Here is an 11456-nt window from a genome sequence, read left to right as displayed (position 1 = left end):
GGGCAGTTCGCCCTAAATTGGCCAAAACCCATCCAGTACCCAGACAATTCGACGAACGACACGCATCGGCCGCTGCGCGCCCCAAATCATGTGCTCATCGGACTACTGGTGAAATATCCGGGCTAGCCAGCTTCCAGCAGCCCGACAGCGCGTCAGCGCCGCTGAATGATTGCAGGGGGAGGTAGGGTGAGGTGGTCATTGTGGTTCTCCATCAAAAGCAGTAAGGGTGAGTGGATGATCGCCGCGTGGTGCTTGGCAGTCCAATGAATTCGCGTTACGCTATTCATTCCATAAACGCATGAATCAACAATTTCGCCATGCAGCACTCCCAGACCCATTTGCGCTCCCGGCCTATCTCTGCCGGGCAGTTGCGCGCCTTTGAAGCCGTGGCCCGGCATCTGAACTTTCGCGCTGCCTCCGAAGAGCTCGCACTGACCCAATCCGCCGTGAGCCGGCAGATCCAGACGCTGGAGGACGAGGTCGGCCTGAGCCTATTTCACCGTCATACGCGCTCGGTCGAACTCACCGGCGCCGGCAGCATTTTGCTGAGCGCCGTCACACCCTCGCTGGAGCGCGTTGACGGCGCGGTTCGGCAGATTCGCCAGAGTGCGGGCCGAAAAAGCGTGGCACTCACCACCTTCGCTTCCTTTGCATCAATGTGGCTGATCCCGCGGCTGGAAGCCTTTCAGCGCGAGAACCCCGATATGGACATCCGCATTGATGCGTCTGACTCCGCCGTTGACCTCCATACCTCGGACGTCGACATCGCGCTGCGTTACGGCCCGGCCAGCCGTCTGGGCACGGCCGGCGCGATACGGCTGTTTGGCGAACAACTGACCCCGGTCGCCAGCCCCTGGTTGCTCAAAAGCGGCCCGCGCCTGAAAAAGCCCGAAGATCTTGCACATTTCGCATTGATCGAAGCCGGCGATTCACACGCCACACACATGGAATGGCTGACCTGGCGGCGCTGGCTGGATATCAACGGCTCGCCCAAACTCGAAGGCAAGCGCTGGCTGTATTTCAATTACGCCTACCAGATGGTGCAGGCGGCGCTGACCGGCCAGGGCATCGTGCTGGCGCGCCTGCCGCTGATCGCCGAAAGCCTGGCCTCGGGTGACCTGATCGAGCCGCTGCCGCATCTGCGACTGGACTCGCCGATGGCCTATTGGCTCATCGTCGGCCCGCGCAGCGCAAGCCGGCCCGAGGTCAAGGCCTTTTGCGACTGGCTGCAGGTGCAGGGTGCCCTGACGCGGCAGGCGATTGGCGATGTGCCGGATCCTGACGCGGTGGACGACATCGATTGAAAGTCAGTGGCGCGCGCCCGGTTCAAGCATCAAACAGGGCTTCAGCCCTTATTCCGCCTGCGCCATAAGCTACTGATTTGATAGCGATTTAATCCGCAGGGGAATCGTCACCGGCCCGTCATTTACCAGTTGAACCTGCATGTCGGTGGCAAACCGGCCGGTCTGTACCAGCGGGTGGGCAAGCTGCGCCCGCGCAACGAAATAGTCGTAAAGCCGGCGCCCCTCGTCGGGCCCTGCCGCGCCGGTGAAGCTCGGGCGGTTGCCGCCCGAGACATCGGCCGCCAGCGTGAACTGGCTGACGACCAGCAGGCCACCGGCCACATCCTGCACGCTGCGATTCATCTTGCCCGCCTGGTCTGAAAAAACACGCAGCTTGAGGATCTTTGCCAGCAGCCTCTCGGCCTCAGCCTCGCCGTCGCCGCGCTCGGCACATAGCAGCACCAGCAGGCCGGTGGTGATCTCGCCGGTCACCTCACCGCCCACCAGCACGCGCGCCTGGCTCACCCGCTGAATCACGCTGATCAAATCAAGTCCTTTTTCTCGTCGAAATGGGCTTGCACATCGGAGGCGAGCAAGCCGACCGAGGCAGTGATGTACCAAGCGGCAGTTTTCAGCACGATGGTGACAAGCGCCACCGCTGCCGAAGCCATCAGCCAGCGCTGCGGCATCAGGGATTGCAGGGTGGGCCACTTCATCCGGCGATTGTCCCTGATGCACGGCACGCTATGCAAAAATGCAGCGATGCGCAAAGCACAACAACACCGCTGGATCGGGCTCCTGCTCTGGGGCCTGATCACGGCGCTGGGGTGCGTGGCGCTGGCGCGCATGGAGCTGACACGGCAGCGCGAGGCCTTTGAAACCGACGCGCGCATTGTTCACCGGCTGCTCAGCCAGCGCGTGGTGCAGCACGATGCGGTGATGGCCACCCTGGCACTGCTGCAGGCCCCGCCGGATGCGTCACAACCCGAGCAGCGCCTGATGGCGGTGTACCCGCAGATCACCGTGGTGCAAAGACGGGACCGCGCGGGCGTGTGGGCTGACGACCGCCTGCGGGTGGCAGAAACCCTGTCGCGCGCCTTGCGTCGGCCGGCTCTGGCCGAAGTCGATTTTGCGCGTGGTCGCTACCAGCTGGTGCTCGCAGCCGAACCCGCCAGCTATGCGCTGCAGATGGACATCCGACAGGTGGTGCCCTGGAGCGAATGGCCAATGGCCCCGGAGGCCAGCCCGGTTCGCGTCGTGCTGGTGCATGAGGGGCAGGAATACGTGCTGCAGGCCGGACACATCGGCCAAGGTGGCTGGCGCTTCGAGTTTCATAAACACCTGGCCGCGGAGAGCCAGCCTTTTGACGTGTTCGCACAGCGCCAAGTCGGCTGGCTGGCGCTCCCCTGGGGATGGATGCTGGCCTGGGCCGCGCTCGTGGCAGCCGCACTGACCGGCTGGCTGGCCCTGCTGCGCCAGCGCGCCGCACGACGCCGCGCCGAGGAATTGTTGCGGCTGGGCCAGGTGGCCCGCCTCAATGCACTCGGTGAACTGGCTGCCGGCATGGCGCACGAGCTGAACCAGCCTCTGACGGCCTTGCTTGCCAACACCCAGGCGTCCAGCCGCCTGCTCGCCGAAGACCCGCCCGACATGACGACCATTCGCGAGGCTCTGGCGCAAGCCGCCGACCAAGCCAGGCGCGCCGCCGCCGTGGTTGGCCGCCTGCGTCGCGCGGTGGAGCGGCCCGACCCAGCGGCACAGCTGCAGGCGGTGATGCTGCAGCAGGCCGTTCAGGAAACGCTGTACCTGCTGGAGCCGGAATGCAGAAAACGCGCCGTGCAACCCGCCCTGGAGGCGCCCAGCGCGCCGGTCATCGTGATGGCGGATCCGGTGGCGCTGGAGCAGATCCTGCACAACCTGCTGATGAACGCCCTGCAGGCCCTTGAGCAGGTGCCGGAAAAAGACCGTAGCTTGACGGTCGCACTGGACAGCAACGCCGAGCAAGGCATCACCACCGTCATGGACACCGGGCCTGGCATCCCGGCCCAGGTGTTGCCGCGAATCTTCGAACCCTTCTTCACCACCCGGAGTGGCGGTCTGGGGCTGGGCCTGAGCTTGTGTGAAAGCCTGGCGGCAGGCATGGGCGGATGCCTTCAGGCCAACCATCATTCACCGCAGGGCGCCGAATTCCGGCTGACGCTGCCGCTGGCAGCCGCAGGTGGTGTTGCAAGCGCAAGTTCATGAGCGTGATTGCACCCGGCGACACCTTGTCGCCGTTGATTCACCTCATCGACGATGATGCGGCGGTGCGCACCCGCCTGGCGCTGCTGATCAGCACCATCGGCCTGCGCGTGCAGCCCTGGTCTGACCCGCAAGCCTTTATCAAGGGGTTTGACCGCCAGGCCATAGGCGCCATCGTGCTCGATGTGCGCATGCCCGGCATCAGTGGCCTGACGGTGCTGGACACCCTGGCGTCGCAGGGCGTGGACCAGCCGGTGATCATGCTGACAGGACACGGCACGGTGGAGATGTGCCGCCGAGCCTTCAAGGCCGGCGCCGCAGAGTTTCTGGAAAAGCCGGTCAATGACGAGGCGCTGCTGGAAGCACTGCAAAACGCTGTGCGGCAACATGTGCGTTCGCGCGAGCGCAGCCAGGCTGACCGACAGGCGCAGGAGCGGTATGCGCAGTTGTCCGAACGCGAGCGCGAGGTGCTGGGGCTGATCGTCTCGGGCCTGACCAACAAGGAAATCGGTCGCGCCCTGGACCTGTCTCCCCGCACCGTCGAAACCCACCGTGCCAACCTGTTCGCCAAGCTTGAGTCCGAATCGCTGGCGCAGCTGATCCGGCACTACGCCGGCCTGGCGGACGCCCATCCTTGAGCGCCAGCGGGGTGGGCACTCCGTAGTTCTACGGAACGGCTCGCGTGGTGCTACGAATGTCCGGAACAAAGATGTTTTCCTACAGTTCATTCACGGTTGATTGAACCGTTTTTGCACCTCAGGAGAACACCATGCGCCACATCATCCGGGCTTGCGCCCTTGCCCTGCCCTTCATCGCAGCCGCCGCGTCGGCCCAGAACGTACGCACCGAGAAAAACATGTCCCTGGAACTGGCCAACCAGCTCGCTTCTGCCACCGTGGCAGCCTGCAGTGCCAATGGTCATGCTGTGGCAGCAACGGTGGTGGACCGCGCCGGCAGCGTGCGGGCCGTGCAGCGGGCCGACAACGCCGGCCCACACACGCTGGCTGCGAGCTTGCAGAAAGCCTTTACCTCGGCATCTGCAAAAAACACAACGCTGGCCATGATGGACGGCGCGCAGAAAAATCCGGCAGCGGCCAACCTGGTCCACATCCCGGGCTTCCTGCTACTGGGCGGCGGCGTACCGGTTAAAGTGGGCAACGAGGTCATCGGCGCGGTGGGGGTAGGCGGCGCACCTGGCGGCCACCTTGACGAACAGTGCGCAATGGCCGCGCTCGAAAAAGTCAAAGACCAGCTCAAGTAAACCCCGGCATGACCACGCCCCAGGAGCTCACCATGTGCACTGACCTTGAACTGACCCTGAAAAAGCTCGCTGCAGTGACCGCTCTCGGCATCGCGGCAGTCGCAGCCACGTCAGCGACGGCGCAGGTGGCGCCCGCTGTGGCTGAAGCGGCCGCTTACACCGGCCTGCATGCCGCCGCGTATCAGGGTGACGCCGCAAAAATCACGCGGCTGGCGGCAACGGGTGCGAAGCCCAACGCCCGCGACGGCAATGGCCGCACGCCAGTGCATGTGGCAACCTTTGCCCGGCAGCGTGACGCGCTGCGGGCGTTGGTCAAGGCGGGCGCAGACATCCATCTGCTGGACAAGGACCGTTATGACGGCGTCACCATCGCTTCGGTGGCCGATGACGAAGAGACCCTGAAAGTGCTGCTGGCCTCCGGCGCGAGCGCAAGACTGATGACCAGCCGCTACGACGGCACCGCATTGATCGCTGCTGCGCACTTGGGACACGACGGCGTGGTGCGGCAGCTGATCGCCGCCGGCGCCCCACTGGACCACGTGAACAATCTCCACTGGACCGCCGCCATCGAAGCAGTGGTGCTGGGCGATGGTGGACCGCGGCACCAGCAAACCCTGCAAGCGCTGATTGATGCCGGTGCGAATTTGCAGCTGGCCGACCGCTCCGGCAACACGCCGCTGCAACTGGCCAGATCGCGCGGGTACGCCGAAATGGTGAAGATGCTTCAGCGCGCCGGCGCCCGCTGAAGCAGCGCTTACCCGAGGGTCACACGAGCGAACTTGCGCTTGCCCACCTGCACGACATACGTCCCTGCGCCCAGCTTCAACGCCTTGTCGCTGACCACGCTGGAATCCACACGCACACCGCCCCCGTCGATCAGGCGGTTTCCTTCACCGGTGGAAGCAGCCAGACCTGCCATCTTGAGCAACGCGGCCATGCCCAGCGGCGCGCCGCTGAGGCTGACCTCAGGGATCTCGTCCGGAACGCCCCCCTTGCTGCGGTTGATGAAGTCTTGCTCGGCGGCATCGGCGGCGGCGTTCGAATGAAAACGCGCCGTGATCTCCTTGGCCAGCATCACCTTGGCGTCCTTGGGGTTGCGTCCGCCCTCGACTTCCTTCTTCAGTGCCGCGATGTCGGATTCGCTTTTGAAACTCAGCAAGGTGAACCACTTCCACATCAGCACATCGGAGATCGACAGCACCTTGGCAAACATGGTGTTGGCGTCTTCGGAAATGCCGATGTAGTTGTTTTTGCTCTTGGACATCTTCTCCACGCCGTCGAGGCCTTCGAGCAGCGGCATGGTCAGGATGCACTGCGGCTCCTGGCCGTATTCGGCCTGCAGGTGGCGCCCCATCAGCAGGTTGAACTTCTGATCGGTGCCGCCCAGCTCCAGATCGGACTTCAGGGCCACCGAGTCGTAGCCCTGCATCAGCGGGTAGAGGAACTCATGCACGCTGATCGAGTTGCCGGCCTTGAAGCGGTCATGGAAGTCGTTGCGCTCCATCATGCGCGCCACGGTGTACTTGGCGGCCAACTGGATCATGCCGCGCGCGCCCAGGGGGTCGCTCCATTCGCTGTTGTAGCGAACCTCTGCTTTGTCCATGTCGAGCACCAGTCGAATCTGCTCGAAGTACGTCTTGGCGTTCGCCTCGATCTGCTCGCGAGTTAGCGGTGGCCTGGTTGCGTTGCGCCCGGAGGGATCTCCGATCATGGTGGTGAAATCACCGATCAAGGGGATCACGGTATGGCCGAGCTCCTGAAGCTGACACATCTTGTTGAACACCACCGTGTGCCCAAGGTGGATGTCAGGGGCGGTCGGATCCAGGCCGAACTTGATGCGCAGCGGGGTGCCCGTCGCCTCCGAACGGGCCAGCTTTTTGAGCCATTCGTCTTGCGGGATCAGTTCCTCGCAGCCGCGCAGCGAAACGGCCAGCGCCTCCCGCACCCGGTCGGTCACTGGGAATTTTGTAACAAGGTCTTGATTCATAAGGGTTTTTCACATGTCGGGCAGTTGTCTGACATATATACTCGCAGTTCTGCCATAGTCCGGCGCCGGCATCCGCTGGTCCGCAAATTGCAAATCCATTCTAAGTTGCCGCCCGCCGCCTGTATTTTGCGGCAGCCCACACCTTCACCGTCGCCATCGGACCGCAAATGCGGCGCGGCTTTATAAGCAGGGAATTCCAGTTTTGATCAAGAACGAGCTCTCTCGCGGCCTGCAGGCTGTCTCCGGTTTTATCCATCGCCACCCAAAAAGAATCACAGGCACACTCGCTGCCTTGTTGCTGGGCACTGGCGTCACCGCTTTCGGCGTGGCCCCGCTGGCGCCAGACGCTGCCGATATGCCGGTTCGCCAGGTGCTGGAATCGGTACAGGCCCTGCCCATTGAACCCCAGTCCGACATGCTTGGCGAATTCAGCTATTCGCTGTTCCGTACTGAAACCACCCGCAGCAGCGACACCGCCGACGCGCTGCTTCGGCGGCTTGCCATCGACGATGCTTCCGCGTCCGCCTTTTTGCGTGCTGACACCAATGCCAGGCTCGTTCTCTCCGGCCGCGCCGGAAAGACCGTCACGGTTGAAGCCAGCGACAGCCAGCAACTGCTCAAGCTCAGCATGCGCTGGGCCACCGAGGACGACAGCCAGTTCAAGCGGCTGGTGGTTGAACGCACACCGACAGGTCTGGTCTCGCGTATAGAAAGCGCTCCATACGCGGCAACGGCAAGGCTGGCAAGCGGCAGCATCCAGAGCTCACTGTTCGCCGCCACCGATGAAGCCCGCATTCCCGATGCCGTGGCCGTGCAGGTCGCCGAGATTTTTTCGAGTGACATTGATTTCCGGCGCGACCTGCGCAAGGGCGACCGCTTCAACGTGGTGTATGAAACCCTGGAGGCCGATGGTGAGCCCCTGCGTACCGGGCGCGTGTTGTCGGCAGAGTTTGTCAACGCCGGCAAGACACACCAGGCCATGTGGTTCCAGCCGCAAGGCCAGGGCGCAAGTGCCGCGAACAAGGGAGGCTATTACACCCTGGACGGCCAAAGTCTGCGCCGCGCCTACCTCAGCTCCCCGGTGGAGTTCTCACGTGTCAGCAGCGGCTTTTCCATGCGTTTTCACCCCATCCTGCAGAAGTGGCGCGCCCACCTGGGCACCGACTTTGCGGCCCCTACCGGAACGCCGGCACGCACCGTGGGCGACGGCGTTGTCGAGTTTGCGGGTGCACAAAACGGCTATGGCAATGTGGTCTTCATCCGCCATCGCAATGGTCATGAGACCGTGTATGCACATCTGAGTCAGATCTCGGTGCAGCGCGGCCAGAACGTCAGCCAAGGCCAGACCATCGGCCTGGTCGGCGCTACCGGCTGGGCCACCGGTCCGCACCTGCACTTCGAATTCCGCGTCAATGGTGCCCACCAGGACCCCATGACCATTGCCAAACAAAGCGAGACCCTTACGCTGCCAGCCGGCGCCATGCCCGCCTTCCGCGCAGTGGCCGCCGGTGTACGCAGTCAGCTGCAGGCTGCGGCCAGCATCGGCCAGACCCGCGCTGAATAGAGCCCCCACGGTCGCTCACTGCGTGTAGCTCCCTGCCCCCCGAGGGGGCCGCTGCGCCTGCGGACTGGCAGAGCCAGATCCGCGGCCCCTGCTTGAAAAGAGATGCCCGCGTGCTCGTGGCTCTCTGCCCTTCCTGACCTCATCAGCCATGCGGCAAAATCAGTGCATGCGCAATCACTACATTGGCCTGATGTCGGGCACTTCCCTGGATGGCGCCGATGGTGTCTTGGTGGACTTTTCGGGGGATACGTTGCGGGTGGTGGCATCGGCCACCGAAGCCTTTCCGGCGGCTTTTCGGGCCGAACTGCTGGCGCTCAACACGTCTGGCCCGGACGAATTGCATCGCGCCGCGATGGCCGCAAACCAGCTTGCCGTGCTTTATGCGCGGGTTGTCCTGTCCCTGGTCCAACAAGGCGCTACCCAGGGCATCGCGGCGGACCGGATCACGGCCATAGGCGCCCATGGACAAACCGTCAGGCACCAGCCCTCACTGACGTCCGCCACTGCTTCCAAGGCCGGCTACACCCTGCAGCTCAACAATCCAGCGCTGCTGGCCGAGTTGACGGGGCTTGACGTGGTCGCCGACTTCCGCAGCCGGGACGTCGCGGCCGGCGGCCAGGGCGCGCCGCTGGCGCCCGCCTTTCACCAGGGTGTGTTCGGGCAGGCCGATGCGACGGTCTGTGTGCTCAATCTCGGCGGTATCTCCAACCTCAGCGTGCTACCCCCCGCTGGCCAGGGCCTTGTGCTCGGCTTCGACTGTGGGGCCGGCAATGCCCTGATGGATGCTTGGTGCCAGCGTCATACCGGCGCCGCATTCGACGCCAGCGGCGCCTGGGCGGCCAGCGGGCGGCTGCTGCCGGGGCTGCTGGCCAGCCTGCTGGACGATGCTTACTTCGCCCTGCCGCCGCCTAAAAGTACCGGGCGTGATCTGTTCAGCCTGGCCTGGCTGGAGGGCAAGCTGGCAGCCTTTTCCGGCGAGCGCCCCGAAGATATCCAGAATACATTGGCCGAATTCACCGTCAGCCCTTGTGTAGCGGCCGTAAGTAGCTATGGAAAAGATAGCAAACGACTGGTGGTCTGTGGCGGCGGCGCGTTCAACCAGCACCTGATGGCACGGCTGCAGGCCGGCCTGCCCCTGTGCCGCGTCGAATCCTCCGACCTACACGGACTGCCGCCGCTTCAAGTAGAAGCTGCGGCGTTTGCCTGGCTGGCACGCCAGACCATGCAGCGCCTGCCAGGCAACCTGCCTGGCGTGACCGGTGCGGCAGGGCCGCGCGTGCTGGGTGCCATCTACCCGGCGTGAACCACAGCCTGGAGCGGAAAGCAAAAAGCCGCCCGGAGGCGGCTTTAACTGTCAGACGTGATGCGCTCAGGCAGAAAAGCTGGAGCCGCAGCCGCAGGTGCTGGTGGCATTTGGGTTCTTGATCACGAACTGGGCGCCTTCCAGGTCGTCCTTGTAGTCGATCTCGGCACCAACCAAATACTGGTAGCTCATCGCGTCAATCAGCAAGGACACCCCATTTTTGGTCATGGTGGTGTCGTCCTCGTTGGTGATTTCATCGAAGGTAAAGCCGTATTGGAAGCCGGAACAGCCGCCCCCTTGGACGAACACCCGCAATTTCAGGTCCGGGTTGCCTTCCTCGGCAATCAGGTCCGCGACTTTTGCCGCCGCGCTGTCGGTGAAGACAAAGGGGGCAGGCATCTCTGTCGGGATCATTTCAGCTACTGCGCTCATAAGAGACTCCGTTCTTCACAAATCAATAAATTTCATGGTACCGCGTTTCGATCAACCACAAGGCAGGCGCGGCTTAGGGAGCGCTTGTAGAGCGCTTCCTCACAGCCGGCCGAAGCCACTGACAGAGACCTCTTCACGGGCTTTGTCAACATTGTTGGCAGCCAGCTTGAGCAGCGGTTTGTCGCCCCCCTCATGATTGGTTGGGCGCAACTGTCCAAAAATGACGGCGCCCTGGTGCATTTCAAGCGCCTTGTAAGCCACATCACCCTCAATTTTGGCCTTGGGCTGCAGTTCGAGCAGTTCAACCGCGTGCACAGGGCCCATGACACGCCCGTTGACGATCACGTGATCGGCATAGATCTGACCGGTGACACAGGCCGACTCGCTGATGACCAGGATGCTGGGATTGCCTTCGTTGGCGCGGATATCACCGATGACTTCGCCGTCGATGCGCAGGCCATCGGTGAATTTGAGATTGCCTTCGATGCAAGTGCCCTGGGCGATCAGGCTGCGAATGGCGGGTTGGGATTTTTTACCGAACATGAGGGTTTCCTGTGTTGCGTCAACACTAAAGCTTGATGACTTGCACGGAACGCGTGACGGTTCCTTCGATGAGCTTGGCTGTGATGGTTTGTACCACGGCTTGGGCCGGCACGTCGAGGACGCCTTCCACGCGGCGGTACTGTTTGAACTGCAAAGCCTGCGCGCCGCCGGCCAAGCCTGTGGTCCAGGGCTTGCCGGCCAAGGTGCCGCTGAAGGTGAGCTCGAGTTTGCCGTTGAACACCGGCGCATCGCGTACCGGCTGGATCACCAGCACCTGCCACTTCACCTGCATGTCCGAGAGCTTTTCGGCCTGCAGGCCCCGAATGGCAGCATTGTCCGCGCTGCCAGCCGGCAACAACTTCTCAAAAAACCCCAGATCATCGCGCAACAGCCGGTTTTCAGACTCAAGTTGCCGGATCTGCCCCAGCATTTTCTCCTGCGCGGCTTTTTCAGCCGTCAGCAGGCTGCCGGAGATATTGGCGATCGACTGTGACTTGTCGCGTTCGGCGTGCAACTTGGCGACTTCCTCGCGCAACTTTGTCAGTTCCAGCTTCGCCGCCCTGTCCAGTCCGGCAATGCTGACGCCCATCTCGAAGGTCCACAGCGCGATGGCGGCCGACGCACCGAGCATCACTGCGGCCAGGGCCCAGCGCAGCGGCCAAGGCATGGCGCTGCGCACGGCCATGCGTGGCGAGCTGATGGTCAGACGGCGGCGAAACAGGCGGAATTTCAAAAGCTTGATCCTGCAGTTTTTTTTCAGGGAGGGTGCATTGTGCACGCAGAAAAGCCGGCCGCCGGACTTTGGCCGGTAAGCGACGCAAGCGCATGTGTCATTGCAGCTT

The 11456-nt window shown here is 63.2% G+C and carries 13 protein-coding genes; 7 read left to right on the top strand and 6 right to left on the bottom strand.

The genetic code is table 11. From position 1 onward, the window contains the following. The first annotated feature begins 317 nt into the window (after positions 1-317). Positions 318-1304, top strand: a complete 987-nt coding sequence (locus tag H0W47_RS17050; RefSeq protein WP_296926550.1) for a LysR substrate-binding domain-containing protein — start codon at positions 318-320, stop codon at positions 1302-1304. Between the two features lie 69 nt (positions 1305-1373). Here H0W47_RS17050 and dtd read toward each other — a convergent pair whose 3' ends face one another. Together dtd and H0W47_RS17040 are read right to left on the bottom strand one after the other, a co-directional pair. After that, positions 1374-1829 (bottom strand): D-aminoacyl-tRNA deacylase, encoded by a 456-nt coding sequence (gene dtd, locus H0W47_RS17045; protein WP_296926548.1) that lies wholly within the window; start codon positions 1827-1829, stop codon positions 1374-1376. After that, complete coding sequence (locus tag H0W47_RS17040) at positions 1826-1999, bottom strand: hypothetical protein (protein WP_296926546.1); 174 nt, start codon at positions 1997-1999, stop codon at positions 1826-1828. Before H0W47_RS17040 ends, dtd begins: the two co-directional genes overlap by 4 nt. Positions 2000-2045: 46 nt before the next feature. Here H0W47_RS17040 and H0W47_RS17035 point away from each other — a divergent pair, with 46 nt between their 5' ends. From H0W47_RS17035 to H0W47_RS17020, 4 genes are all read left to right on the top strand, one after another. Then, positions 2046-3527, top strand: a complete 1482-nt coding sequence (locus tag H0W47_RS17035; protein ID WP_296926544.1) for an ATP-binding protein — start codon at positions 2046-2048, stop codon at positions 3525-3527. Then, complete coding sequence (locus tag H0W47_RS17030) at positions 3524-4162, top strand: response regulator (protein ID WP_296926542.1); 639 nt, start codon at positions 3524-3526, stop codon at positions 4160-4162. The genes H0W47_RS17035 and H0W47_RS17030 overlap by 4 nt, the downstream gene beginning before the upstream one ends. A 131-nt stretch (positions 4163-4293) precedes the next feature. Then, positions 4294-4785 carry a heme-binding protein gene (locus H0W47_RS17025; protein ID WP_296926540.1) on the top strand — a complete coding sequence of 164 codons (492 nt, stop codon included), beginning with the start codon at positions 4294-4296 and terminating at the stop codon, positions 4783-4785. 32 nt (positions 4786-4817) lie between these two features. Continuing rightward, positions 4818-5531 carry an ankyrin repeat domain-containing protein gene (locus H0W47_RS17020; protein WP_296926538.1) on the top strand — a complete coding sequence of 238 codons (714 nt, stop codon included), beginning with the start codon at positions 4818-4820 and terminating at the stop codon, positions 5529-5531. A gap of 8 nt (positions 5532-5539) precedes the next feature. Here H0W47_RS17020 and tyrS read toward each other — a convergent pair whose 3' ends face one another. Then, positions 5540-6772, bottom strand: coding sequence for a tyrosine--tRNA ligase (tyrS, locus tag H0W47_RS17015; protein WP_296926536.1), 1233 nt, complete (start codon positions 6770-6772; stop codon positions 5540-5542). Between the two features lie 202 nt (positions 6773-6974). Here tyrS and H0W47_RS17010 point away from each other — a divergent pair, with 202 nt between their 5' ends. Then, positions 6975-8336, top strand: coding sequence for a M23 family metallopeptidase (locus tag H0W47_RS17010; protein WP_296926534.1), 1362 nt, complete (start codon positions 6975-6977; stop codon positions 8334-8336). Between the two features lie 166 nt (positions 8337-8502). Next, on the top strand, positions 8503-9639 hold the full coding sequence (locus H0W47_RS17005) for an anhydro-N-acetylmuramic acid kinase (protein ID WP_296926532.1): 1137 nt from the start codon (positions 8503-8505) through the stop codon (positions 9637-9639). 66 nt (positions 9640-9705) lie between these two features. Here the strand turns inward: H0W47_RS17005 and erpA are convergent, their stop codons facing one another. From erpA to H0W47_RS16990, 3 genes are all read right to left on the bottom strand, one after another. Further along, positions 9706-10071 carry an iron-sulfur cluster insertion protein ErpA gene (gene erpA, locus H0W47_RS17000; protein ID WP_296926530.1) on the bottom strand — a complete coding sequence of 122 codons (366 nt, stop codon included), beginning with the start codon at positions 10069-10071 and terminating at the stop codon, positions 9706-9708. Positions 10072-10170: 99 nt separating this feature from the next. Further along, positions 10171-10614 (bottom strand): polymer-forming cytoskeletal protein, encoded by a 444-nt coding sequence (locus H0W47_RS16995; RefSeq protein ID WP_296926529.1) that lies wholly within the window; start codon positions 10612-10614, stop codon positions 10171-10173. A 25-nt stretch (positions 10615-10639) separates the two neighbouring features. Further along, positions 10640-11347, bottom strand: coding sequence for a DUF6776 family protein (locus H0W47_RS16990; protein WP_296926527.1), 708 nt, complete (start codon positions 11345-11347; stop codon positions 10640-10642). Positions 11348-11456: the final 109 nt, after the last annotated feature.

This window comes from Polaromonas sp. (genome assembly GCF_013817205.1).
GTDB lineage: Bacteria > Pseudomonadota > Gammaproteobacteria > Burkholderiales > Burkholderiaceae_C > Polaromonas.
Note: the sequence above shows the minus strand (reverse complement) of the source record. Positions and strands in the feature narration are given on the sequence as shown.

Excerpts from the sequence above, each read along its gene's own strand:
- H0W47_RS17050 (WP_296926550.1), top strand. The coding sequence starts at position 318 with ATGCAGCACTCCCAGACCCATTTGCGCTCCCGGCCTATCTCTGCCGGG.
- H0W47_RS17040 (WP_296926546.1), bottom strand. The coding sequence starts at position 1,999 with ATGAAGTGGCCCACCCTGCAATCCCTGATGCCGCAGCGCTGGCTGATG.
- H0W47_RS17035 (WP_296926544.1), top strand. The coding sequence starts at position 2,046 with ATGCGCAAAGCACAACAACACCGCTGGATCGGGCTCCTGCTCTGGGGC.
- H0W47_RS17030 (WP_296926542.1), top strand. The coding sequence starts at position 3,524 with ATGAGCGTGATTGCACCCGGCGACACCTTGTCGCCGTTGATTCACCTC.
- H0W47_RS17025 (WP_296926540.1), top strand. The coding sequence starts at position 4,294 with ATGCGCCACATCATCCGGGCTTGCGCCCTTGCCCTGCCCTTCATCGCA.
- H0W47_RS17020 (WP_296926538.1), top strand. The coding sequence starts at position 4,818 with ATGTGCACTGACCTTGAACTGACCCTGAAAAAGCTCGCTGCAGTGACC.
- tyrS (WP_296926536.1), bottom strand. The coding sequence starts at position 6,772 with ATGAATCAAGACCTTGTTACAAAATTCCCAGTGACCGACCGGGTGCGG.
- H0W47_RS17005 (WP_296926532.1), top strand. The coding sequence starts at position 8,503 with ATGCGCAATCACTACATTGGCCTGATGTCGGGCACTTCCCTGGATGGC.
- erpA (WP_296926530.1), bottom strand. The coding sequence starts at position 10,071 with ATGAGCGCAGTAGCTGAAATGATCCCGACAGAGATGCCTGCCCCCTTT.
- H0W47_RS16995 (WP_296926529.1), bottom strand. The coding sequence starts at position 10,614 with ATGTTCGGTAAAAAATCCCAACCCGCCATTCGCAGCCTGATCGCCCAG.